The 25,712-nt window shown below is 42.5% G+C and carries 19 protein-coding genes and 1 riboswitch; of the genes, 10 read left to right on the top strand and 9 right to left on the bottom strand.

The features are described 5' to 3' along the window. The first annotated feature begins 60 nt into the window (after nucleotides 1-60). The gene (locus FRE64_RS05120) at nucleotides 61-516 is read left to right on the top strand and encodes a hypothetical protein (RefSeq protein ID WP_146294964.1); all 456 of its coding nucleotides are present in this window, start codon (nucleotides 61-63) and stop codon (nucleotides 514-516) included. Continuing rightward, complete coding sequence (gene tgt / locus FRE64_RS05115; protein ID WP_146294963.1) at nucleotides 497-1,618, top strand: tRNA guanosine(34) transglycosylase Tgt; 1,122 nt, start codon at nucleotides 497-499, stop codon at nucleotides 1,616-1,618. Before FRE64_RS05120 ends, tgt begins: the two co-directional genes overlap by 20 nt. Here the strand turns inward: tgt and FRE64_RS05110 are convergent. The 5 genes from FRE64_RS05110 to FRE64_RS05090 form a co-directional block, all read right to left on the bottom strand. After that, on the bottom strand, nucleotides 1,615-2,004 hold the full coding sequence (locus FRE64_RS05110) for a DUF1622 domain-containing protein (protein ID WP_146294962.1): 390 nt from the start codon (nucleotides 2,002-2,004) through the stop codon (nucleotides 1,615-1,617). The two genes, tgt and FRE64_RS05110, sit on opposite strands and share 4 nt — an antisense overlap. A 261-nt stretch (nucleotides 2,005-2,265) precedes the next feature. Next, nucleotides 2,266-4,899, bottom strand: coding sequence for an alanine--tRNA ligase (gene alaS, locus FRE64_RS05105; protein ID WP_146294961.1), 2,634 nt, complete (start codon nucleotides 4,897-4,899; stop codon nucleotides 2,266-2,268). A 313-nt stretch (nucleotides 4,900-5,212) separates the two neighbouring features. Next, the gene (locus FRE64_RS05100; protein ID WP_146294960.1) at nucleotides 5,213-8,926 is read right to left on the bottom strand and encodes a right-handed parallel beta-helix repeat-containing protein; all 3,714 of its coding nucleotides are present in this window, start codon (nucleotides 8,924-8,926) and stop codon (nucleotides 5,213-5,215) included. Nucleotides 8,927-9,412: 486 nt separating this feature from the next. Then, nucleotides 9,413-9,634, bottom strand: a complete 222-nt coding sequence (locus FRE64_RS05095) for a hypothetical protein (protein WP_222597865.1) — start codon at nucleotides 9,632-9,634, stop codon at nucleotides 9,413-9,415. A 62-nt stretch (nucleotides 9,635-9,696) separates the two neighbouring features. Continuing rightward, the gene (locus FRE64_RS05090) at nucleotides 9,697-9,960 is read right to left on the bottom strand and encodes a hypothetical protein (protein WP_222597864.1); all 264 of its coding nucleotides are present in this window, start codon (nucleotides 9,958-9,960) and stop codon (nucleotides 9,697-9,699) included. A gap of 395 nt (nucleotides 9,961-10,355) precedes the next feature. On the opposite strand from FRE64_RS05090, the gene FRE64_RS05085 reads away from it, so the two are divergent. Next, nucleotides 10,356-10,970, top strand: a complete 615-nt coding sequence (locus FRE64_RS05085; RefSeq protein ID WP_146294959.1) for a Uma2 family endonuclease — start codon at nucleotides 10,356-10,358, stop codon at nucleotides 10,968-10,970. A 367-nt stretch (nucleotides 10,971-11,337) separates the two neighbouring features. On the opposite strand, the gene FRE64_RS05080 is transcribed toward FRE64_RS05085, so the two are convergent. Continuing rightward, complete coding sequence (locus FRE64_RS05080) at nucleotides 11,338-12,894, bottom strand: phytoene desaturase family protein (RefSeq protein ID WP_146294958.1); 1,557 nt, start codon at nucleotides 12,892-12,894, stop codon at nucleotides 11,338-11,340. An 87-nt stretch (nucleotides 12,895-12,981) separates the two neighbouring features. Continuing rightward, nucleotides 12,982-13,635: a thiaminase II gene (tenA, locus tag FRE64_RS05075; protein WP_222597863.1), complete on the bottom strand. Its 654-nt coding sequence runs from the start codon at nucleotides 13,633-13,635 to the stop codon at nucleotides 12,982-12,984. 171 nt (nucleotides 13,636-13,806) lie between these two features. Continuing rightward, nucleotides 13,807-13,906, top strand: a riboswitch (TPP riboswitch). Between the two features lie 9 nt (nucleotides 13,907-13,915). On the opposite strand from tenA, the gene thiC reads away from it, so the two are divergent. Continuing rightward, on the top strand, nucleotides 13,916-15,292 hold the full coding sequence (gene thiC / locus FRE64_RS05070; RefSeq protein WP_146294957.1) for a phosphomethylpyrimidine synthase: 1,377 nt from the start codon (nucleotides 13,916-13,918) through the stop codon (nucleotides 15,290-15,292). A gap of 115 nt (nucleotides 15,293-15,407) precedes the next feature. On the opposite strand, the gene FRE64_RS05065 is transcribed toward thiC, so the two are convergent. Then, the gene (locus tag FRE64_RS05065; RefSeq protein ID WP_146294956.1) at nucleotides 15,408-16,106 is read right to left on the bottom strand and encodes a pirin family protein; all 699 of its coding nucleotides are present in this window, start codon (nucleotides 16,104-16,106) and stop codon (nucleotides 15,408-15,410) included. A 102-nt stretch (nucleotides 16,107-16,208) separates the two neighbouring features. Between FRE64_RS05065 and FRE64_RS05060 the strand changes: the two genes are divergently transcribed. The 3 genes from FRE64_RS05060 to FRE64_RS05050 are packed head-to-tail and all read left to right on the top strand — an operon-like array spanning nucleotide 16,209 to nucleotide 19,346. Further along, the gene (locus FRE64_RS05060) at nucleotides 16,209-16,550 is read left to right on the top strand and encodes a winged helix-turn-helix transcriptional regulator (RefSeq protein ID WP_146294955.1); all 342 of its coding nucleotides are present in this window, start codon (nucleotides 16,209-16,211) and stop codon (nucleotides 16,548-16,550) included. Between the two features lie 47 nt (nucleotides 16,551-16,597). Then, complete coding sequence (locus FRE64_RS05055; RefSeq protein ID WP_146294954.1) at nucleotides 16,598-17,917, top strand: cytochrome P450; 1,320 nt, start codon at nucleotides 16,598-16,600, stop codon at nucleotides 17,915-17,917. Nucleotides 17,918-17,954: 37 nt separating this feature from the next. Further along, the gene (locus FRE64_RS05050; protein WP_146294953.1) at nucleotides 17,955-19,346 is read left to right on the top strand and encodes a carotenoid oxygenase family protein; all 1,392 of its coding nucleotides are present in this window, start codon (nucleotides 17,955-17,957) and stop codon (nucleotides 19,344-19,346) included. Here the strand turns inward: FRE64_RS05050 and FRE64_RS05045 are convergent. Beyond that, entirely contained in the window at nucleotides 19,343-22,984 is a 3,642-nt protein-coding gene (locus FRE64_RS05045; RefSeq protein ID WP_146294952.1) for an EAL domain-containing protein, read from the bottom strand. The genes FRE64_RS05050 and FRE64_RS05045 overlap by 4 nt on opposite strands. 182 nt (nucleotides 22,985-23,166) lie before the next feature. Between FRE64_RS05045 and FRE64_RS05040 the strand changes: the two genes are divergently transcribed. The 3 genes from FRE64_RS05040 (at nucleotide 23,167) to FRE64_RS05030 (ending at nucleotide 25,634) form a co-directional block, all read left to right on the top strand. Continuing rightward, nucleotides 23,167-23,562 carry a phasin family protein gene (locus FRE64_RS05040; protein WP_146294951.1) on the top strand — a complete coding sequence of 132 codons (396 nt, stop codon included), beginning with the start codon at nucleotides 23,167-23,169 and terminating at the stop codon, nucleotides 23,560-23,562. Between the two features lie 79 nt (nucleotides 23,563-23,641). Next, nucleotides 23,642-24,604: a prohibitin family protein gene (locus FRE64_RS05035; RefSeq protein ID WP_146294950.1), complete on the top strand. Its 963-nt coding sequence runs from the start codon at nucleotides 23,642-23,644 to the stop codon at nucleotides 24,602-24,604. A 61-nt stretch (nucleotides 24,605-24,665) separates the two neighbouring features. Further along, a complete protein-coding gene (locus FRE64_RS05030; RefSeq protein ID WP_146294949.1) occupies nucleotides 24,666-25,634 on the top strand; it encodes a prohibitin family protein in 969 nt (322 codons plus the stop codon). Nucleotides 25,635-25,712 lie beyond the last annotated feature (78 nt).

The following is a 25,712-nucleotide window of genomic DNA, read 5'->3' as shown; positions in this document are numbered from 1 at the left end:
CTTAACAATCTCATTATCCAAAATCTAGTTTCAGTTCATCTAATAACAACAGACAGTACCATGAGTAATTATCAACATTATCAACATTTTTTACCTCCCTGCATCATTGACAACGGACTGGTAATTCATAAAGAAGATATGTATCGTTTGTTAAATGATTTAAGTGCCGTTCGTTATAGCCATTATCTAGAGGGAGAATTTAAGGGAGAAGGAGAAGGCTATATTGTTGAGGTATTTGAAGATCCCAAGCAAGCTACTTTAATTGCTAATCAAACTATTTATATTAATCTCGCTAGCTTTGACTATATTCAATTAGAAACGACAAAAGAGGGAACTTACTTTAATTTAGTTCACGAACAACGGACATTACGATTATTTCCTTTGAGTAATCCTTTTACCTGCCAGGAGAGCAACTCCCAGTTTGATCCCATGTTACTAGAAGCCATGGTTACTGATGTCCTCTCCGCCCGTCATGATGTCCAATTAGACGAAGAGGATGACGAATATTTCTTTTAAGTTTTCTTGTGATCACCATTGCCCAGACAGTAAAGCCCGTGCCGGCACATTTATAACGCCTCATGGCAAGGTAGAAACCCCGCGTTTTATGCCAGTGGGAACCGCCGCGACGGTTAAAGGGTTAACCCCTGCCCAACTTGAAAGTGCCCAGGCGCAAATGATTCTTGCCAATACCTATCATCTGCATTTACAGCCTGGAGAAGAGATTATTGCCAAAGCCGGGGGATTACATTCTTTTATGGGCTGGAAACAACCAATTTTGACTGATTCTGGTGGTTTTCAAGTTTTTAGTCTCAGCGATTTACGGAAAATTAATGAAGATGGGGTAACGTTTCGATCGCCGCGGGATGGTCGCATTATTGACTTTACCCCAGAACGAGCAATTCAAGTGCAAAATGATCTTGGGGCAGATGTGATTATGGCATTTGATGAATGTCCCCCTTATCCTGCTGACTATGAAACCGTTTTATTAGCCACAGAACGCACAGAACGCTGGTTAGAACGGTGTATTGCTGCCCATTCTCGTCCGGAGACTCAAGCTTTATTTGGCATTGTCCAAGGAGGCGTTTATCGGGATCTGCGTCAATATGCCGCAAAACGGTTAGTAGAATTTGATTTACCCGGTTATGCCATTGGTGGCGTGAGTGTGGGAGAACCTGGGGAATTAATCCATGAAATTGTTGCAACCACCGCCCCTTTATTACCCCCCGAAAAACCCCGTTATTTAATGGGAGTGGGAACCTATCAAGAAATGGTTAGCGCGATCGCGCAAGGGGTAGATTTATTCGATTGTGTCATCCCCACTCGCTTAGGCAGACATGGAACAGCCTTAGTGCAAGGAGAACGTTGGAATCTCAAAAATGCTCGTTTCCGAGAAGATTTTACCCCCCTTGATAAAACTTGTCCCTGTTATTGTTGTCAAAACTTTTCTCGCGCCTATCTCGGTCATTTAATCCGATCGCGCGAAATGTTAGGCTATCTTCTATTATCCCTGCATAATGTGACAGAATTAATCCGGTTTACCCAACGCATTCGCACTGCAATTTTAGAAGATCGCTTTCTGAATGACTTTGGACAGTGGTTGCAACCCAATCCCACTTAAATCGGCGGAGCGGCTTCCTTTTCTATAGAAGTCTTACCCTGTTTAATGGCTCGTTCTAAGAGTAAGTTAAGAACAGTTCTCACGGTGATAATTGCTGTTAGTTGAGCAAAATCCTCCCACTGACTAGAAGCGGTTGTTTTAAGAATACTTGCCCCAATTAAAAAACTTAACCCTAAAGAAAAGGAATAACTCATAGATAAGCGACTTTCCTGAAACGCTGTAATGGCTTTTCCCCGAAATAACCCATCCCCCACATAAATAATTAATGCTCGCACCACTCCGAAAAAAATGATCATTAATGATAATAATTGACAAAAACTAATCATTAAATTGTTAAGAATGCGAACAATATTCGCGATATCCTGACTCCAGACTTCAATAATCATATATTGGTTATTTGTTATTTGTTACTGATATATAGCATTTTCAGATGAGTTGTAAACTATTATTCTTCAAAAGCGAGCAAGATGCTCGCACTACTATTTATATTGAATTTGAAAACGCTATAGCAATATAATCTCATTTGTAAAAACTAGCTCAACATTACGTAGGCTGAAAGCCGTGCCGAAGGCTTCCCCCCACTTACTGAGGGCAAGGGGGGATCCCAACTAAAAATTTACAACTGATTGAGGATTGTTATATACCTCCTAATTGGTTAATTGTTCTTGCAATTGGTTTTGCGCCGCTTCTAATGCTTCTGGTAGCTTAGAGCCATCTTTACCGCCAGCTTGCGCAAGATTCGGACGACCACCGCCGCCACCGCCACAGATTTTAGCAATACTGCCGATAAATTTTCCAGCTTGTAATCCTTTTTCAATCACTTGCGGACTAAAAGCAGCGACTAAACTTACCTTTCCTTCTGCAGGAATTGACCCTAAAACAACGGCTGCTTCTCCTAATTTTTGCTGTAAGCGTTCGGCAGCGGTTTGTAGGGCTTTTGCGTCCATTTCTTCCACTTGTGCCACTAAAACTTGGAAATCTCCCACGGTTTTAGCTTGGGCTAGCAGTTGATCAGATTTTGCTAAAGCAAGTTCTTGTTTGACGGCTTCTAGTTGCTTCTGAGTATTTTTCAGTTCTGATTGTAGGGTTTGAATACGCTGGGGAACTTCCTCTGGTTGAACTTTGAATTGTTTGCTCAGGTCACGAACAATTTTATCTCGAACATTGAGATATTCTAGAACGGCTGGCCCAGCAACAGCTTCTATGCGACGGATTCCTGAAGAAATGCCTGTTTCAGAGATGATTTTGAAAAGCCCAATTTCGGCAGTGTTATTAACATGAGTACCGCCACATAATTCCATAGAGACACCGGGAACATCAATGACGCGGACAACATCATCATATTTTTCCCCAAACATCGCGATCGCGCCTTTGGCTTTGGCTTCATCAAAGGGCATCACATCCGACTGCGTGTCATGGGCTTCGGCGATCCAAGTATTAATGGTATCTTCAATTTGTTGTAATTCGTCAGGGGTAATTTGACGGGGACAGTTAAAATCAAACCGCAGGCGATCAAAGGCGACTAAAGAACCAGCTTGGGAAACAGAGGGATCAATAATTTGTTTCAGGGCAGCGTGTAAAAGATGAGTCGCAGTATGATGGGCTTGGGCGCGACGACGACAAGCGCGATCGATGGTAGCGGTTACGGTGTCTCCTACTCGCAAGATTCCCCGTTCCATACGCCCAAAATGAACAAAGAGACTGGACTCTTGTTGCACATCTTCAATTCGGACTAAAAGATTATCTCCAGAGAGATAGCCGCGATCGCCGATTTGTCCCCCAGATTCAGCATAAAAGGGAGTTTCATTGAGAATTAACTGCACTTCATCACCAGCTTCGGCTTCTTCGACAGTTTTCCCTTGCACTAAAATTGCTTCCACTTTCGCTGCGGTATGGGGATGACTATAACCAACAAATTCGGTGGGATGAACTTTTTGTGCTAATTCGTCTAAACTGCCTTGTACAGTTAAATCAATAGTTTCCTGGGCTGCCTGCGATCGCTGTCGTTGTTTTTCCATTTCTACTTCAAAACCATCAAGATCAACCGTTAACCCTTTTTCTTCCGCCACTTCTTGGGTTAATTCTAAGGGGAAACCATACGTATCATAGAGAACAAACGCATCTTTTCCAGAAATTTGTTCGGTTTCCTTGGCGAGGATTTCTCCTAACATTTTTTCCCCTCTTTCTAGGGTTTCTAAGAAGCGAGACTCTTCTCGTTGTAATTCTTGTTTAATTAAGTCTTCTCCCTCACGAAGATTAGAATAATGGTCTTCCATTAGCGCGATCGCGCTTTCAGCAACTTCTGGGGTAAACGCCTTATTAATCCCTAATAACTGTCCATGACGCACAACCCGACGAATGAGACGGCGCAAAATATAGCCTCGTCCTAAATTAGACGCAGTAATTCCATCAGCAATCATGTGAACCACAGCGCGAACATGATCGCCAATGACTTTTAGAGAAACTTTTTGTTTTTCATCAGCTTGGTTATAGTCAATATTGGCAATTTCAGCAGCGGTTTTAATAATGGGGAAAATTAAATCAGTTTCGTAATTATTTGGAACATCTTGGAGAATCTGCGCCATGCGTTCCAAGCCTAACCCCGTGTCAATATTTTGATTTTGCAGGGGGGTTAAATTCCCCTCACTATCCCGATTAAACTGCATAAACACGAGATTATAAAATTCAATAAAGCGCGAATCATCTTCTAAATCAATATCTTTGTCGCCTAATTCGGGATAAAAGTCATAATATATTTCAGAACAGGGACCACAGGGGCCAGTGGGGCCAGCTGCCCAAAAATTATCTTCCTCTCCCATGCGTTGAATACGGTGGCTAGGAACGCCAATTTCATCGCGCCAAATGGCAAAGGCTTCTTCATCATCTTTGTAAACACTGGGATAGAGACGTTCTGGATCGAGTCCAAAGCCCTCTGTTGAGAGTTCCCAAGCCCATTTAATCGCCTCTTTCTTAAAGTAATCCCCAAAACTAAAATTCCCTAACATCTCAAAGAAAGTATGGTGACGTTTCGTGCGTCCCACATTTTCAATATCATTGGTGCGAATACATTTCTGAGACGTGGTAGCGCGATCGTAGGGGGCTTCTTTTTGTCCCAGAAAAATGGGCTTAAATGGAAGCATTCCTGCAATGGTTAGTAATACAGTGGGGTCTTCTGGTACTAAAGACGCACTGGGTAAAACTTCGTGTCCGCGTTTGGCGTAAAAGTCAAGGAAGGTTTGGCGAATTTGATTCCCAGTAAGATATTGAGGAGCGTTAGGCATTAGTCTTTTACTTTAGAGAGTTATCATAACGACAGCTTTTCTCCCATTGTAAAAAGTTTTGTTGCTACTGATTTGGCTTAACATTTCGAGATGTTTCTTGACAGGAGCCAAAGTATTCGGGGCGCAATGTAGGGAAACTACTTGCCAAAGCGCGATCGCGCTAGTGCAAACCTTTAGAAAGATTTATACAGTTTTTGCAAGTTCGTAATACTAATTCTGATAACGATAGTTACAGTAAGTCCCCCCTTTGCCCTGCTTTATTAAGGGGTTTTGGGGGGATCGTCTAGTAGCACTAGTTTATCGGATGGTATAGCTAGAGAATTGTTGTTTCAGCATCTAACTCTTGTGTAGTAGCAGCTCGATTTTCTTCTGCACCATGCAAGGCAAAATGTTCAAATCCTGAGCCGAAAGCATCACCTTCTACTGCGCCCAGAACATCAGAATGTTCATTCAAGTAGAAGGCTTCATCATAAGCAATATTGCTTCCTTCTCGTGGTTCTTTAAAACCATGATTGAGATAGTGGTCAAGGGCACTTTGAAAAATCTCATCTTCTCCTACTGCATCATCCACATCTGAGTTTTCACTGAGATAGCTAGTCGGGTCAAAGTTTTCTAAAACCTCTGTTGGGCTTCGATTTTCTCCCAATCCAAATTGCTGAAAATGGTCTAATCCTGAGTCAAAGAAACCATCTTCTTCTACGGCCTCGGCAACATCTGGATTTTGCTCTAGGTAGAATGATTCGTTAAAGATAAGTTCTAAGTTGACTGTAAGGGGAATGTCAGGTAACTCAGGAGCGGGTTCAGGTTCAAAGTTAATCTCAGTATCATCTCCTACTTGTTCAGTGAGAAATTCTCCATCCAAGTAATCTCTTTCTCCTTCTAGAGTAACAGTGGAATCAGTTTCCCCATCATCGTTAGCGTCAATTTCAAGGATGGCTGACCCTTCAGTTACTGTTAGCTGATCTTCTCCAAAGGTCTCGTCTATAACCCTCAAGAGATCATCGGGATCAAATTCAACAATCGTATCATCATCAAGTTGTTCTACTGTCCCCTGTACGGTATTTGCTCCTCCTGCAGTTAAGTCATAAATATCAGGGCCAGTGCTACCAGTCATTGTATCATCGCCACTACCTGCAATGAATTCAGTAGGAGCATCAGGAGCAGAAGGTTCAAGCTCTTCTCCCTCATCTCCTGCTTCGATGGTTTCTCGTTCAGGTTCAGGATCGGGGTCTTCGTCTTCTTCCTCGTCTTCGTCTTCTTCCTCGTCGTCATCATCGACGGGGTCGTCATCATCGACGGGGTCGTCGTCTTCTTCCTCGTCTTCGTCCTCTTCAGGGTCCTCACCGACTGGAGCAGTAAGGAATGAGGTGAAATCGACATCGCCTGTCACTGCAGCGCCCTCACCGGGACCTTCACCGCTCGGACCGCTTGCGTCACCCCACCAGTTGTTGGTGGCGTCAATTTCCGAGTCATCAGTGGCATCGGTGGCGTCAATCGCTGTCCCGTCTGCGTTCAGGAAGTTGTTCTCGTTGATATCGACGGTTACCGTCGTATCATCTCCTGTAAGGGCGTCGACTTTAATCGCTGCATCGTCGAACTCGCTGAACTCGTTGTTTGCAATCGTCCCGTCAGTGATGTCTTCGATGTCGAAGTTACCGTCTGCACTGTCGATGACATCGTTGTTCGTGAACGTCAGGTCCTCAACGTGTCTGAGACCGGCCGGGTCGCCACGAAGTTCGTTGTTATCGACGGTCAGTGACTCAATCCCCCGGTCTGGGTCAGCTAGATTGGCGATTGCGACAGTGTCACTGACAATCTCATTGCCCTCAATGACGACAGTTTGCCTGTCATCCTCGTCGCCACCGATGAAGACACCGGTCTGTGCATCGTTTTCAATGAGATTGTTTGTGATTGTGACGGTCGTTTCGTCACCATCGAGTGCTCTAACTCCGAGTGCTTCATCATCAAAGTCTGCGTCTATTTCGAATCCACTCACTTCGACATTAGCGGCCTGAATGTTAATGGTGCTATCAGGCTCAATCGTTGCCTCATCGCTACGGTCGCCATCGTATGCCGTGTCCGCGTTCGGGCCTTCGAGCGTCAGGCCTTCAGTGCTGATGCTAACAGACTCTTCGTAGGTGCCTGGACCCACGAGCAGCGTTTCATCGGGGTTAGCCTCGTCCTCAGCTTTGCTAATTGCATCTGAACCATCGAACCGCTCGCGGGTGTCGAGGTTCAGGACCTCACCTTCGCGGGGCTCTGGCACAATGTCTTCACGTTCGGGACGTTCCTCAAGGTTGGCGAGGACCGCGCCGGGGTCGAACGCGTTCTCAGCCACGATGTCGTCGCTGTCCAACTCCTCAGCAATCCGGTTGCTGATGTAGCGGTCCGAGTCGCCAGCCTCGAAGGAGTTGCCTTCGATGGTCACGTCGCTCACGTCGTCTGCAAGCCCGATGTCGTTGCGGTTGTTCTCGAACTCGTTGTTCAGGATATCAATGCCGCTGACCCCTTCGGTTTGTGCGACTGCAGTTCCAGATTCGGCATCACCCTCACCGACGTCAGCGAAGAGGTTGCTTTCGATAGTAACACCTTCTGCTTCGCCACCGATACTTACTCCAAAGAATCCGACCTGATTGTTGAACCCTTCAAACTTGTTATTCTGAATCTGAATGGATTCGCCACCAGGAAGAATTCCTACGCCGTTCCCATCTTGGGGGTCTTCAGCGATTTCGAAGCCGTCGATGACAACTCCATCAGCAGGAATCTTAATAAGCGAATCTGCTGGCTGAGGATCAAGGTCAACAGCCTTAATTTTCGCCTCGTCAACACGATCCTCGCTGTCACCAGCGATTCCAGCGTTCGGGCCTTCGAGCGTCAGGCCCTCGGTACTGATCTCAACCGATTCCTCGTAGGTGCCCTCACCAACACGCAGCGTTTCATCAGAGTCAGCGGCGTCTTCAGCATCCTGAATCGGGTTGTCACCGTCGAACCGCTGGCCAGTGTTGAGGTTCAAGACCTCACCCTCGGCGGGCTCTGGGAAGAGAGCGTTCTCTCCAACCACAGCGTCGGGGTCGAACGTGTTGCCCTGCTGGTCCAGGATGGCGTCGAGGTCCAAGTCTCCGACGTTATCGCTGATGAAAACTTCATCATTACTGACAGCGGTGAAGTCGTTATTGGTGACGTCAATGGTGTCTTCTCCGTAAGTGAGGATGAGGTGGAATGCCGGGGCGAAGTTCTCGGTTCCTTCGGTCTCCAAGTCAAAGATTTCATTACCAGATATCTCAACATTCTGTGGAGCGGAGCCGGAATGCTCATTAAGATCGATAGCCTGCGTGAATCCAGTGCCCTCGGGACCGTTGGTGTTCAGCTCAGAGATGTCATTATCAACAATCTCACCACTGATGCCGCCTTGGAATCTGACCGCGACAACCGACCTTGTGTCGCTTAGGTCACTAATGACGTTATTCTTAATTGTAACGTCGTCTGTGTCCTCGGATATAAGTTGCACAGCGATAACCTGTCGCTCGTCATCATTCGTCCCTTCAAGTTCGGTTATTTGATTGTCAATAACCTCCAGTCCATGCGTTCCTTCGTTTGCGAAGATACCACGTGGATTCGTGTTTGCCTCAGTAGCGAGCTCAGTAATTTCGTTTCCTTTAATTGTTACACCAGTCGAATCGGAAGCGATGTCAATACCACGAGCGTTCGTCGTTGTACTCGGGCCGTCACCATCACCAACGGGGTTCGTGATTTGGAAACCTTCTATTACAACGTTGTCCGCGTCAATTTCAACGGCAGTACCGGATTGTCCTTCAATCGTCGGGTCTGCACCCTCTGCGGCTTCAAGGGTCAGGCCCTCCACACCGATCACAACTGATTCCTTGTAGGTACCGGGACCAACTTCGATCCTATAGTCTGCATGGGCATCCTTGACAGCGTCTTCGATGGTACCGAATTCGCCTTGAGCTATATTATCATCATCGAATAGTTGAATAGTCTTATCCTTTCCATTATTAGGCATTGCCATTGACTTAACTCCTTCTGAAAATAAAAATGAACATCAGATGAAAACTTTACACAAAAGTAGCATCTCTAACTAAATTTATCCATTAGAGGAGAGTTTGATTGTGATTGCTATCACCAAACAGATTTTGATACACTTTTTAAGTTTCTTGTAGAGAGTATAAAAATACTGAACCGCTTGTGAATAGGAAATTACAGGACTGGCAATTTAATTTTACAAGAGAGTTCTTTTTGATTAAATGAGCCACTTAAAAAGCCCTAGAAAGATGTATTTACCTATATGAGGGAATTTTAAGTTCTATCACTTAAAATATTAATTAAAAGTTAAATCATTTGAAATCCTTTTTTGATAGGAAAATTGGCGATTATTAGATCACTAAATAATTACTCGTAGAAAATTATTACAAATCTTAACATTATAGGAAAGTGGGATGTAGCTTTCTATGCGGGATTAGTTTTGGGGATCAGGAAAGCGCAATAAGGCTTTTAGTTACTTGTAATCAATTTTCTGACTTCTTCTACAGATAGCAAGCGTGAGTTTGGCTACCTGTTCCACTTCCATTCTCTGACTCAAAAGGTTTTGTGCTAAACGCTTCTGCGCGATTTCCATCCCACGCTGTTCACCAATTTCAATTCCTTGTTCAATTCCCTGTTCAATCGCTTTTTGAGTGGCTTCTTCTAAACGTTGTCTATAAATCGTTGATAACTGCATGAGAAATTCTCCCTCTTCTGGCTCTCAATCAGTGAGCAGTGACCAGTGATCAGTTACCAGAACTATTGGTTACTTGTAATCAATTTTCTAACTTCTTCTATGGAAAGACCAGTCACTTGGGCAACTTGCTCAATTTCCATTCCCGTACTTAGGAGATTCGTTGCAATTTCTCGTTGTGTCACCTCTTTTCCTCTCTCTTCACCACGTTGCTCACCAATTTCAATCCCACGTTGTTCACCACGTTGTTCACCACGTTGTTCACCGATTTCTATTCCTTTTTGAGTGGCTTCTTCTAAACGTTGTCTATAAATCGTTGATAACTGCATAAGAAATTCTCCCTCTTCTGGTTCTAAGTTTTGCTGTTCCTCTCGTCTTACTTCTAAAATAGCAATTAAGATTGTCTGTCCTTTGTCTTTCGTCCTTTGTCCTTTGTATCTCCAATGACTAATGACTAATGACTAATGACTAATGACATATAAATGGTACGAGTCAAGGGAATTTAGTTAGGGTTTAAGGATTGAGTTTATTTTCTCATCTTTTCTACACTAATTTACGGCTCGTACTCAGTCTTTAGTGGCTATGTCTCTGTGACTTGCCAAAGCGCGATGTCGCCCTGCGATTTGCCTTCGGCAATCGCGCTTTTAGTTATTTTTAATCAGTTTTCTGAACTTCTAGTTAAGCTAAAGTGGATAGCAAGCGACGGGATAGGAGCTTAAGAATCATGGTAGAAGCAGTTTCGCAACTGATGAGCTTAGAGGAGTTTTGGGAGTGGTATCCTGATGGCTATGGTCGCTACGAACTGAGAAATGGAGTACCAATTGAAGTGCAACCAACAGGAACACATGGACAAGTTGGCGGGTTTTTATCGGCTGAGTTGGTGGTTGAAGTTAAGCGGTTACAGTTGCCCTATATTATTCCCCTAGAAGCCCTAATTAAACCGATTAATACGGATAAATCTGCCTATAATCCTGATGTGATTGTTCTGGATCAAACAGCACTAGAAGATGAGCCCTTCTGGAAAAAGCGATCAACCATCACTTTAGGAAAATCAATCCGACTGGCGATTGAGGTGGTCAGTACCAACTGGCGAGATGATTATGGACACAAACTCATTGACTACGAAGCATTAGAGATTCCAGAATATTGGATTGTTGACTATTTGGGATTAGGAGGAAGACGTTACATTGGATCGCCCAAACAGCCAACATTTTCTGTTTATCAGCTAGTTGATGGGGAATATCAAGGACAGCAATTTCGAGGCAGCGATCGTATTATTTCCCCAACGTTTCCCGAATTAAATTTAACCGCAGAACAGGTGTTTGCTGCAGGAGTGTGAACTACCTCTCTTAAATCAAAGATTGTAAGAGAGGCTTCCTACCCAATCAGGAGCTTATAACTTCCGAGGAAGAAATAAGGCTTACCCCAAGGCGATAGGCTTGGCCCCGCGTCCCACAGGTAAAAAGCATGGTAGAGAATTGAAAATTCTTTTAATTCTGGCTTGGTTTTCGCCGAATGGTCTCCCATGCGAGACTTACTTAATCATACCGCAAATGGGCTGATTCATGAGGGGCTGTCATCTGGGGTCTCCCCAGATGTTTATACGCCCCGTCTACCGACTAAATTAAAATTGACGAGTGACCCTGCGCCGTCGTACGGTGCAAAGGAACGCGCGAGTTGTAGTCGTAGGATTCTCAGCCCTTCTGCTAAAAACTCTTGTTACGACTGATTTTGCTTAACATTTCGAGATGTTTCTTGACAGGGGCAACAGTATTGGCAGCGATCGCGCCACTAGCTGCTACAGCAGGCAAACCAATTCCTGGGAAGGTGGAATCCCCACAACAGAGTAATCCTTGCCAAGGGGTTTTTGCTCCAGGAAAAAAGCCATTTTCAGCACTAATCGCTGGCCCATAAGTTCCCCGATGCCGTTGCAAGAACCGTTCATGGGTTAAGGGGCTTCCAATTAATTTTAACTCGCAACGATTTTCCAAGTCGGGAATAATATTTTTAATCCCCTCCCAAAGTACCTGTGAACGTGCTTCTTTTTGTTGCTGGTAGGCGGTACTACGACGATCTAACCCTTCCCAAAGATCATAAGGTTCACTAGCAGGAGTATAAGCATGAATAACGTGCTTTCCTGTCGGGGCAATGGAGGGATCAAGAAGAGACGGAATAGAGACTAAAACAACATTTTGTGGTGCAGTGACTCCTTTTTCCCAATCCTTGACAATAATATGATGGCAGGGCAAATTTTCGGGTAAATCTGTTCCATCAATTCCTAAGTGCAGGTGCATGAAACTGGGACATTGGGGGATGCTTTCCTTCTCTTGCTGAAAGGGTTTGGGAATTTTTTCTGGTGGAATTAATTTTAAGGTATCCCAAGCTGAGGCATTAGAAATTACCCCAAAGCGCGATCGCAGTTCTTCTCCATTTTTTAAGCGCACCCCTACCGCTTTTTTCTCTGAGAATAAAATTTCTTCCACTTTTGCCCCTAAGCGTAACTCTCCCCCGTGTTTTTGCAATCCTCTGACTAAAGCATCTACAATCGCCCCACTTCCGCCTATAGGATAATCTAGCTTGACATTGGGGCGATACCAGTCAGCAAACATAAACGCCATTTCTGCAGCACTGGTATCACTTGCTGGTAAGCCAGAGAGAAGATAACACAATAAGTCTAGCCAGTTACGGAGAAAAGAATCACTAATTACCTGATCTTCTAGCTTCTGAAATGCCCCCATTAGTTGGAACATTTGACCACTGTTTTTGATGAGAGTGGGAAAAAATGGCGCGATCGTCCGTAAAATCCCCCAATCACTGCGAACTGCTAGCGGAGATAGCCCAGTCGCTGCTTTTCCCAAAGGAATCATCATTTCCTGTAATTGTCGCCATTCCGTGACTGCTTTTTCCCCTCGTAATTGCTGTAATACCTCACAAAACTGATCAGCCCCCACAGAGGTATTAAAGTTTCCCTCTGGTAGCCAACAGCCCCAAGTATCATATTGCACACAGGGAACTTCCTCCCCAATCGCATCGAGAACTTGTCGCAAGGGGTTAGGAGAAGGGGTAGATAATCCAGAAAATAAGGAGGGGCCAGAATCAAACAGATAGCCTTGTCGTTCAAAGGCGTGGGCCGCGCCACCAGCAATGGTATGAGCCTCACAAACGGTTACTTGGAAACCATAGCGAGCCAGTAACGCTGCTGCACTCAAGCCACCAATGCCACTACCGATAACAATAATATCTGTTTCTTGAGTTTTAATCATTATTTGATGATGGTAATACTGCCATGGAATTGCTTTGTGAGTTTTCCCCAACAGAGATCAGTTGCCTAGACTGATTTAAGAAATTGATCACACCGGCCACTTTTCATCTTGATAAGCACTATTCCAAAATACCCATTCCAAACGTGAGGACATGATAAATGTTGAGACCATATGTTCCCGCATAGCTACCGTTGTTGCTTCGGCTACTTCATCAGTAATAGCAATTGCTAATTCCACGGCTTTGGTAAAATCTTCTCCCGAATACATATCGATCCATTTTTGATAGGGATGGTTGCTAATGGCATGTTGGGAAATGTAACGACCCACTTCTTGATAAATCCAAAAACAGGGTAAAACAGCAGCGATTGCTTCTTCATAGGGTTGCAAAGCAGCAGTAGCTAAAAGAAAATTGGTATAAGTAAAGCAACCAGGTGCTTTGGGAACATCAACTTCAATTTGATATTCGGCAAAAAATTGTTCGTGCAACCCTCTTTCTGCCGCGATCGCGCCTTGAGCAAATTCTAGAAATTGAACCACATGATTGGGAATCGTAGCTTTCGTTGCTACCAACGCTAAAGCCTTGGAAAAGTCAAGCAAATACAAAGAATCTTGTTTGAGATAAAATTGGAAGGTTTCCTGACTCAAGCTACCTTGGATAAACTCCTGATTGAAAGGATGGTCTAGAATCTTGTGATAGATAGGTTGAATCTGATTCCAAAGAGTATCGGTAAATTTCATCATTAAGTTCTTAGCTTTTCCAGAAGTGGGATCTTTACCTGTTAATCCTCTAACGAGGTGGGCAGGGTGGAAATTTGCAATTTCTCCGATTAATTTCGTTGTTCAAGAAGCTATTTTAATTTTAATTTAACAATCTGATTCCTTTCAGAGCTAACATTTCTATGCTAGTATTTCCCAATAAGCTGGGGGTGCCTGGGTCGCAAGCAGGCTGAGATTACACCCCGAGAACCTGAGATCGGCTAGCACCGACGTAGGGAAGCTGTTATTCAAGGAAAAAACTAATATGCGAACGGAATGGATCTCCCAACGACGGGGAGAGGCTAACGTTAGCCAAATGCATTATGCCCGTCAAGGGAAAATTACCGAAGAAATGCACCATGTTGCGAAACGCGAAAATCTCTCCCCAGAGTTAATTCGCGATGAGGTAGCACGGGGACGGATGATTATTCCTGCCAACATTAATCATCCTAATTTAGAACCCATGGCAATTGGCGTTGCCTCCAAGTGCAAGGTGAATGCCAATATTGGGGCTTCTCCCAACTCGTCTAATATTGATGAAGAGGTAGATAAACTGAAGCTTGCCGTTAAATATGGCGCGGATACTGTCATGGATTTATCCACAGGTGGTGGAAATCTTGATGAAATTCGCAGTGCCATTATTCAGGCTTCTTCAGTTCCCATTGGGACTGTGCCAGTATATCAAACTTTAGAAAGCGTTCACGGCAATATTGAGAACCTTACCGCCGATGACTTTCTCCATGTCATTGAAAAACACGCCCAACAGGGAGTCGATTACCAAACGATTCACGCCGGGTTACTAATTGAATATCTTCCCCTAGTGAAAGATCGCATTACTGGGATTGTTTCTCGCGGTGGTGGTATTATTGCCAAATGGATGTTGCATCATCATAAGCAAAATCCGCTTTACACTCATTTTGATGACATTATTGAGATTTTCAAAAAATATGATGTTTCCTTTAGTTTAGGGGATTCTTTGCGCCCAGGTTGCACCCATGATGCGTCTGATGAAGCCCAGTTATCGGAGTTGAAAACACTGGGAGAATTAACTCGTCGTGCTTGGGAACATGATGTGCAAGTGATGGTAGAAGGTCCCGGTCACGTGCCGATGGATCAAATTGAGTTTAATGTGAAAAAGCAAATGGAAGAGTGTAGTGAAGCACCCTTCTATGTATTAGGACCTCTTGTAACAGATATTGCCCCCGGCTATGATCATATTACCTCAGCCATTGGTGCAGCGATGGCAGGTTGGTATGGAACTGCCATGTTATGCTATGTTACTCCGAAAGAACATTTAGGGCTTCCTGATGCGGAAGATGTACGGGAAGGGCTAATTGCTTATAAAATTGCGGCTCATGCGGCAGATATGGCTCGTCATCGTCAAGGAGCGCGCGATCGCGATAATGAACTTTCTGAAGCTCGATATAACTTCGACTGGAATCGTCAGTTTGATCTATCTTTAGATCCTGATCGCGCTCGGGAATACCACGATGAGACATTACCGGCAGACATTTATAAAACTGCGGAATTTTGCTCAATGTGTGGCCCCAAATTCTGTCCCATGCAGACTAAAGTTGATGCCGAAGCACTGAGTGAGTTAGAGAAGTTCTTGGCTCAAGAAGAAGCAGTCAGTCAAAGTTAAATCTCTTTGCTTTTTTGATTAAGCCAGTAGTGGGGGGAAACTCCCCTCACTTTTTGATGTTTGCTGAGAAGCGCGATCGGGCTATACAGGCGAATTAACTACTGCACTTAAGCATTTACGCAAGGTCAAAAAGTAAAATTTCTGCATCCTTAGTGGCTCTAATTTTAAGAGTTTTTTCCTCGCTAACGGCAGCCGCATCACTGGGGTTTAATTGCTGATCATTGAGTGTTACTGAACCTTTCACCACTTGTAGCCAAGCATGACGATCGCGCTCTAACTCGTAATTAAGCACAGCATCCACCCCTAACTTACTTGCGTATAATCTTACATCTTGTTCCACAGAAATGCAATCCCCTTCACCATTTTTAGCAGCAATTAAAGTCAAATTACCTTGATTTTTCTCAATATCAAAATAGCGTTGCTCATAATTAGGCTTAACCCCATTTTTATCAGGAAGAATCCAAATTTGAAATAAGTGAACAGGTTGCGTTTTCGAGGGATTAAATTCACTATGTAAAATTCCTGTTCCTGCACTCATTTTTTGCACTTCCCCAGGATAAATAATCGACCCATTCCCCATATTATCCTTATGTTCTAGTTCTCCTTCTAAAACATAAGTTAAAATTTCCATATCACGATGACCATGAGTGGGAAAACCTGCATCAGGTTGTACTGTGTCTTCATTAATAACGCGCAAACTTCTAAACCCTAAAAAATTGGGATCATAATAGTTAGCAAAAGAAAAGGTATGATAGCTATCAAGCCAACCATGATTCGCGTGTCCTCGTTCATTAGCTTTACGAAGAGTAATCATTGCTAAAATTTCCTTGAAATGACATCTATTTCTAATTTAGATGACATATAATTAATTTGGGAAGTATGCACCAAAAAGTCAGCCTGTTACCCAAAAAATACTATGGTTCAACCAACGGAAAATAAAAAGCAAGTCAGTTGTCCTGTAGAAACAACTATTCAGCTTATTGGGGGACGATGGAAAGTATTAATTTTAAGAGAACTTTTTACAGAAACTAAACGCTTTAGTGAGTTACAACGAGCTTTAACTGGGATTACCCAAAAGATGCTCACCCAACAACTCCGAGAAATGGAAACCGATGGTTTAGTTACTCGCAAAGTTTATCCTGTTGTTCCACCAAAAGTTGAATATTCTCTAACTGCTCTGGGTGAAAGTTTACGCCCAATTATCCAGGAAATGCACCATTGGGGTAAAGCGTATGAAGAGAAAATGAATCAAGGTTAATTTGTTATTCTATGGCAAGATGTTGAAATAGTAAAGTAACTTCAATTATGACTTCTTCAACCAGTTCTGTTGTTCCTCCCGGTCAATTTGGTTTACCGTTTATTGGTGAAACTTTAGCGTTTTTACGGGATAAAGATTTTGCGAAAAAGCGATATGAAAAGTATGGCTCAATCTTTAAAACTTCTCTCTTTGGTCAGCCAACTATTGTTGTTAAAGGTGCAACGGCAAATCAGTTTGTTATCAGTAATGAAGACCGTTACTTTATTTCTGCTTGGCCAAAAAGTACCCGTACTCTTTTAGGTTCTCTTTCGCTAGTTATTCAAACTGGACATGAACATTTGCAACGGCGGAAGTTATTAGCAAAAGCCTTTCGCCCCCGTGCTTTAAGTAGTTATATCGAAACCATAGAAGGCATTACGCAACAGTATTTAAAAAGTTGGGAAGAGCAAAAAACATTAACATGGTATCCTGAAATTCGTAATTATACCTTTGATATTGCTTGTCAATTATTTGTTGGGCTAGAGAAAGGCTCGCAGACTGAACTCGGTCATTTATTTGAAACTCTTGTACAGGGACTATTTACGATTCCCTTATCACTGCCTTGGACAAAATTTGGTCGCGCTTTAGAGGGTCGGAACAAACTTCTTGCCGAATTAGAAAAAATTATTCAGACACGACAACAGCAGCAAGATTGGGGGAATGATGCTTTAGGGATTCTCATGCAAGCTGAAGATGATGAAGGAAATAAGCTCAGCATTGAAGAACTTAAAGATCAGATTATAACATTACTTTTTGCTGGACATGAAACATTAACCTCTAGTTTAACTTCTTTTTGCTTATTAATGAGACAGCATCCTGATATTTTTAAGAAGGCAAAAGCAGAACAAGAACAATTACTAGGTAATGAAAAAATCACTTTAGAGAATTTACAACAATTAACTTATTTAGATCAGGTTTTGAAAGAAGTCTTACGATTTGTTCCTCCTGTTGGGGGTGCTTTTCGGGAAGTGATTGCCGATTGTGAATTTCAGGGTTATAAATTTCCGAAAGGTTGGAATGTTCTTTATCAAATTAATCAAACCCATCAACAAGAAACGGTTTATCCTGAACCGAACACATATCGCCCAGAACGCTTTAATCCTGAGTTAGAAAATAATCCTAGCAAAACTTATGATTATGTTCCGTTTGGGGGCGGAATGCGAGAATGTATTGGCAAAGAATTTGCCCGTTTAGAAATGAAAATATTAGCAGTGCATTTATTGCGTGATTATCACTGGGAATTATTGCCAAATCAAGACACAGATTTAATAATGATTCCTGCTCCTCGTCCCAAGGATGGATTAAAAGTAAAATTTGAGCGTTGTTAAGATTAGTAAAGAAGCTCAAGTAAAAAAAGCGCGACAGATGACTGCAACCACAACAAATCCGTTTCTAACCGGTAACTTTGCCCCCATTCGCCAAGAAATAGAAGCCGATGATCTGACAGTGATTGGTGAATTGCCACCCGATTTATCAGGAATGTTTGTTCGTAATGGCCCCAATCCCCAATTTCCGCCCATTGGTAGCTATCATTGGTTTGATGGGGATGGAATGTTACATGGGGTGCAAATTCAAGGGGGAAAAGCCCATTATTGTAACCGCTATATCCGCACACAAGGCTTTCTTCGGGAACAGGAAGCTAATCAAGCTATTTGGACAGGATTACTAGAACCACCGCAAAGTGATGTTCCAGATGAGCCTTTTAAAAATACGGCAAATACAGCCCTAGTGTGGCACGCTAAACGGTTTTTAGCCCTGTGGGAAGGAGGAAATCCCCATCAAGTTACGCTCCCCAATTTGGAGACAGTGGGGGCTTGTACGTTTAATAATCAATTGCAATCGGCATTTACCGCTCATCCCAAGGTTGATCCAGAAACAGGCGAGATGTTGTTTTTTGGTTATAGCTTCACCCCTCCTTATTTGCAATATGGGATTGTTGATCAAAATGGGGAGTTATCCCAAATGATTCCCATTGATCTCCCGCAAGGGGTAATGATGCACGATTTTGCCATTACAGAAAATTATACCCTGTTTTTGGATTTACCTCTGACCTTTTCTCCAGAAAGAATGGCACAAGGGGAGATGGGATTAGCCTTTGAGCGCGATCGCGCGAGTCGTTTTGGAATCTTACCACGTCATGGTGATCCCTCAGAAATCCGTTGGTTTGAAGCCCCATCCTGCTTTATTTTTCATGTTCTTAATGCTTATGAGGAAGGAGATGAGGTAGTTCTCATTGCTTGTCGGATGAACCGTTTTGAATTAACTGATCTCAACGAAGAAAGTGATTCTAATGAGCAAGCCCCCTATCTTCATCAGTGGCGGTTTAACTTGAAAACAGGAACAGTAGAAGAACGTAATCTATCCCCCTTTATGGTGGAGTTTCCTCGCATTAATGAGCAGAAAACAGGACGTAAAATGCGTTATGGCTTTGCTGGTAAAATGTCACCGCATCCTATGCCCTTATTTGAAGGCTTAGTGAAATTTGATTTTGAAAATCAGGCAGCTTCTGAAATTCATTATCTAGGAGAAAATCGTTATTGTGGAGAAGCGGTTTTTGCCCCACGTCAAGGCGCAACAGCAGAAGATGACGGCTGGTTAATTACGTTTGTTCATGATGAAAATCGCAATCAATCAGAGTTATTAGTGGTAGATGCTCAAAATATGACCAATGAACCTGTAGCGCGAGTGATGATTCCACAGCGAGTTCCCTATGGCTTTCATGGAACATGGGTATCGCAAGACGAATTAGAAGACTAACATCCAAAATCAGCAGGTAATTCTTTTAGAAAGGCTGTCATCTTTTCTGCGGGGAGGGGATGGCAGTAATAATTTCCCTGTCCCGTATCATAGCCATAGAAATTTAAAATCAAACTTTGATCTTGAGTTTCCACCCCTTCCGCGATCGCGCGAACCTTGAGACTATTACATAAATTGCCAATTGCTTTAACAATTTGGCGATTTTTTTTGCCAATTTCTCCTTGATCCAAATCCATAATTAAACTATTATTAATTTTCAAATCATGAATGGGAAACTGACTTAAATAGCTTAAAGAAGAATATCCGATACCAAAATCATCTAAACAAATTCCCACACCTAAAGCCTCTAATTCTCCTAAAATTGCTTGAGCCATCTCCTCCTGATCCATCAAAATCATTTCCGTAATTTCTAACTTTAAGGAGTGATTAGTCCATGAAAAATCCTCTAATATCTGCTTAACGTCTTGAACAACGTTGTTTTGATGAAAGTAATTGAGTGATATATTAAAATGGATGGCTGCTTGTTTAAGAAATCGAAATTCCTTTTGCCACGCTTGAAACTGTGAACAAGCCTCTTTTAACCCCCAAGACTCCATTTTTTCTAATAAATCTGCTTTTTCTGCAATCGGTAAAAAATCATCAGGCTGGATGATGCCGTGATCAGGATGTTTCCAGCGCATTAATGCTTCAAGTCCCTTAATTTTTTTGCTACGGAGGTCAACAATGGGCTGATAATATAAAACTAACTGCTGTTTTTCTAAGGCTTCTCTTAAATCATTTTCTAGTTGTAATTGTTCAGCAACAATGGTCTGCATAGAAGAGCGAAAAACAGCATATTTGAGGTTATTTTTTTTTGCCTCATACATGGCAATATCCGCATCTCTTAACATTTCTTCTGGGTAAACATAATCAGGATGAGCCATGACAATGCCAATGCTAGTGCTGGGGTGAACTTTTTGACCGCAAATATAAGTGGGAACAGCAAAGGCTTCTTGAATCCGATTAGCAATTTCAATCGCATCTTTTTCCCCCGTAATCCCCTCTAAAACCACAACAAATTCATCCCCACCAAGGCGACTCACTGTATCCATTGCTCGCAGACAATCCCGTAATCTGTCTGCCACTATAATTAATAACTGATCCCCAGCATCATGTCCTAAAGTATCATTAATCAATTTGAAGCCATTTAAGTCTAAAAATAGCAGAGCAAACTGAGAAGATTCTGCCATGTTATAACGATGGTAACGTTGAAAAGTATGTTGCAAACGATCCATTAATAAACTACGATTGGGTAACTGGGTTAACCCGTCGTGCATGGCTTTGTGACGTAGTTGGGTAGCAAGTTCTTCCCGTTTTAAGAGTTCATTTTGAGTTTCTTGATAGAGTTGCGCTTGTTGAATGGCAATTCCCACTTGTTTCGATAAATCTTCTAAAAACTTAACTTCTTCTTGTTGCCACTGACGAGGCGCAGAACATTGTTGAGCAATTAAAAATCCCCACTTTTCATTATCTTGAAAAATGGGAAGGACTAAATTGGCTCGCACTTCATATCCTCGCAACATTTCAGCAGAACAAGGAGCAATAGAATCCAGATCGACATCGAAAATAACGTGGGGATAATTGGCAGAGAAAATGTTGCCAGATTCTATGTTCTGTAGGCAGGGATCATTAATTGTTTTGCGATGTAAAGACTGCCAAGAGGCTTCCACTGCTTCTGCGATCACTTTCCCTGTATTTTCCGTTAAATTATAGACAATGACTCGATCCACCCTTAAAAACTCTCTAACTTCTTGAACTGTGGTATTAAGAACCGCCTCTAAATCTAGTGATTGCCGAATTTCTTGAGTTACCTTGCCTAATAATTTTTCTTGTTCCGCTTGTTTTTGTAAAGCCTCTTCTTGCTGTTTTTGTTCAATCGCCAGTTTTGCCAGTTTGCTAGCAATTTCCATTAAATGTAATTCAGAGAAAGAAGGAGAACGTGGAGTGTCAGCATAAACGGCAAATGTCCCTAATACTTCTTCGGTTGAAGATAAAATGGGCATTGACCAACAGGCTTGTAAGTTATAGTGAAGGGGAATTTCCTTGATTCCTTCCCAAAGAGGATCAGTGGCAATTTCCTTGCTAATAACAAGTTCGCCACAGGTGACAGCAGTTCCACAACTTCCTACTCCTTCCTGAATAAAAAATCCGTTAGTTTGTTCTTGATATCCTAGGGGTAAATTTGATTCCCCTTCATTGTAAAGATAGCCATCTTGGACAATGAGAAATGAACTCGTTAACCCCTGAGACTGCTGTTCAATGAGACGCATTAATTCGGTTAGTATTTTGGGTAATTCTTTCCCTTTGGCTAAGTCTTCTAGAATCTCTTGTTGAGTGATCAGTAAACTTTCTTGCCACTTTTGTGCCGTGATATCTGTTATAATGCCATTAAAAACAACACTCCCATCATCCATTTTTTCGGGAATAGCTTCTCCTTTGATCCATTTGTTTTCACCATTTTCTAAATGAATTTCAAATTCATCACGCCAAGGACTAAGAGTGGTGAGAGAATAGCTTGCGGACAATTGAATGCGCGATCGCGCTTCTGGGGACATGACCTTCCATCTCACCTCTGGATTATCCATCATTTCTTGAGGCGAAATACCAAATAAGTTTTTGATCCCCTCGCTCATAAATAGAATCTTTTCTTCTCCTTCAGGATTCACCTGATGTTGATACACTGCCCCCGGAATCGCATTGGTCAAATTTTGTAGCTGTTCTTGACTTTCTTGTAACGCTTTCTCAAGAAACTTTTTTTCAGTAACATCAATAATAATTGTATAGAAAAAAACAGTTCCATCCTCTTCTTTTTGGGGATTTCCTGTCGCTTGTAACCATTTCATTTTTCCTGAGGGAGTGATAATTCGCCATTCCTGAGACCAAGGTTGTAAGCTCTGGGCTGACTCAATAACTGACTCTCGCATTTCCATCACATCATCTGGATGAAGACATTCCCAAAAAGCATCAACGCTCTCATTATTAGAAAATTCCCAAATATCGTTAACCACTGGACTCCTATAAGGAATTTTATGAGAACCATCTTTTTCTATAACATAACGAAGTAATCCACCCGGAACATTTTGAATTAACCTCTTAAGTTCCTCCTCACTATTCCTTAAATCATTTTCAATTTGTTGTCGCTTTTCTAATTCTTTTCGCAAGCGTTTATTTTGCTTCCTGACAAGGATAATAATCGTAATAGCACTTCCCAATACAGTAGCAATGAGCAATCTAATTTCTTGATTAAAGGCAAATCTTTCTTCTCGTTCGGGGGAGGCTGCCACATCAAGCATTAAATCTAATTTCCCTGCTTCAACTTGCTTTAAGCACTCTCGCCAATGACAGGAAACATATTCCAGCGTCCAATTTCCTTTTTCAATAATTTCACTTAGAAGTTCAGGAAAAAAACCCTTGGCTTCTCCCGTATCATCCATGAAAACTTTTGGAGGGTTATTATAGACTCCTACCTTCACTTTTTCTGACGAAGCCGCGATCGCGCTGTTTCCCCAATCCTCAAGCCCTATTTTGTAACTTCCCACACAAATAACGAGGATTGTTATCATTACTAATGTCGCCACTTGCCAACGTGAATTCAACATGATAGGAGTTAACCCCCACAATAAAAAAATATCAAGAGAACCGATAGAAGTTATCTTAACAAGTTTTACAAGTAAAATTACTGATTCGTCACAAGAAACGAATCGCACTAAATTCTCCCCCTAAATCTAGCTGGGCAAGTTAAGCTAAAAATAAGCCGAGCGTTTAAGGATAGATCAGCATTATGGCAAACCAATTTGGAGACATCTTACAAAAAGCCTTTTACTTTGGTGTAGGATTAGCAGATTATGCTCAAGAACAAGCTAGCGAAAAACTCAAAGAACTCCGCACCCAAAGTCAAAAACTCGCCGATGAATTGGTCAAACGGGGCGAAATGAACTCAGAAGAAGCCCGTCAATTTGTCGAGCAACTGATGTCAGAAGCTAAAAGCGGACAAACCGCCACTAATCAAGAGACTACCTCTAGTCAAGGCGAACCAAGACGCATTGAAATTATTGAAGAAGATGAACCTAATACTAGTGACTCAGCAACAGAGGAGAAAACAGATGAAGATATCGACACTCTTCGTAATCAAGTAGAAGCCCTTAGAGAAGAATTAAAACGCCTCCATAAAAAATAGTCTCATGCAATAATAAACAATGAATCGTAGGCAAAATTAATCGCTATTGCCTAACTCTAAAGTTACGAGGAAAAAGGAATTGAATAAACAGACTAACCAAAGTCTAACCGCCATTATTGGTGGCATTGTTGCCGCGCTTTTACTACTGGTAGGATTAAATTCCTATGTTGTCATTAACCCCGGGCAAGCAGGGGTTTTAAGTATTCTCGGGAAAGCCCAAGAAGAGGCGTTATTAGAAGGCATACATTATAAAATTCCCTTTATTTCTAAAGTGGATGTCTATGATGTTACCGTTCAAAAATTTGAAGTTCCAGCGCAAAGCGCCACCAAAGACTTACAAGACTTAAAAGCGAGTTTTGCCATTAACTTTCGCCTTGATCCTGTGCAAGTGGTAGATATTCGCCGTAAACAAGGGACACTAAAAAATGTTGTTTCTAAAGTGATTGCCCCGCAAACCCAAGAATCCTTTAAGGTGGCAGCAGCAAGGAAAACCGCCGAAGAAGCCATCACCAAACGGGATGAATTAAAAGAGGATTTTGATATCGCTCTCAATAATCGGCTAGATAAATATGGGATTATTGTCTTAGATACCAGTGTCATTGATCTAAACTTCACCAAAGAATTTGCTCAAGCGGTGGAAGATAAACAAATCGCTGAACAACGAGCCCAAAGAGCCGTGTATATTGCCCGAGAAGCTGAGCAAGAAGCACAAGCTGATATTAATCGTGCTAAAGGGAAAGCAGAAGCCCAACGCCTCCTCGCAGAAACCTTACGCGCTCAAGGAGGATCACTGGTACTGCAAAAAGAAGCCATTGAGGCATGGCGACAAGGCGGTTCTCAAATGCCAAATGTGTTAATTTTGGGTGGGGATAATAAAAGTAGTGTTCCCTTTCTATTTAATCTTGGGGATTTAGCTGATGTTGATCTAGATCGTCCATCGCCAGAAGAGGCTTCTCCCTTAGATGAACCTTCTCCCTTTGAAAAAGAAAGTGATAATCAAGACTCCTCTTTAGATCTGCCTCCTGGTTATGGGGATTTATAGAGCCAGTGCTGTTTTCCCAAAGCAGTAATAATAATACACAATCAATTTAGGAGCAAAATTTTTGACTCAACCGAATACTCAAAGTTTAAGGGCGATTATAGGTGGCATTCTCGCTGCCTTACTGTTAATCATTGGTTTTAATTCTTATACTGTGATTAACCCCGGAGAAGCAGGAGTTTTAAGCATTTTAGGACAAGCCCAAGAAGGGGCTTTACTAGAAGGCATCCATTTTAAGCCTCCGATTATTTCTAAGGTGGATGTGTATGATGTCACAGTACAGAAATATGAAGTTCCCGCCCAAAGTGCGACGAAAGACTTACAAGACTTAAATGCGAGTTTTGCGATTAACTTCCGTCTTGATCCTGTGCAAGTGGTGGATATTCGCCGTAAGCAAGGAACTTTAAGTAATGTTGTGGCGAAAGTGATTTCTCCGCAAACTCAAGAATCATTTAAAGTTGCCGCTGCCAGAAAAACCGCAGAAGAAGCCATTACTAGACGGGATGAGTTAAAACGAGATTTTGATGTGGCTCTCAATAGTCGTTTAGAAAAGTATGGCATTATTGTTTTAGATACCAGCGTGGTTGATCTAAACTTTACCAAAGCCTTTGCTCAAGCAGTGGAAGATAAACAAATTGCTGAACAAAGTGCCCAACGAGCCGTTTATATTGCCCGAGAAGCCGAACAGAAGGCTCAAGCAGATATTAATCGTGCTAAAGGGCGTGCTGAAGCTCAACGCCTCCTCGCAGATACTTTACGCGCTCAAGGGGGATCACTGGTACTGCAAAAAGAAGCCATTGAAGCGTGGCGACAAGGTGGCTCTCAAATGCCCAATGTTTTAGTGATGGGCGGTGACAACAAGAGTAGTGTTCCTTTCTTGTTTAATTTAGGTGATTTAACAGATGTGGATCGCGATCGGCCCTCACCAGAAGAAGCAGCACCTTTAGATGAGCCGTCTCCTTTTGAAGAAAATAACAGTGGCGAGTCTTCATCATCTCTTGATCTTCCTCCTACTTATGGGGATCTTCAGTAGTAACTCTCGCAACCGTTGTTGACTTTCTCGCCTTCCTTGTCCTTGAAGGAAGGCGATTCTATTGATCGATGACTCAGA

It is taken from the genome of Euhalothece natronophila Z-M001 (genome assembly GCF_007904085.1).
GTDB lineage: Bacteria > Cyanobacteriota > Cyanobacteriia > Cyanobacteriales > Rubidibacteraceae > Halothece > Halothece natronophila.
The sequence above is the reverse complement of the archived record's forward strand: the minus strand, read 5'-3'. Positions and strand labels throughout refer to the sequence as shown.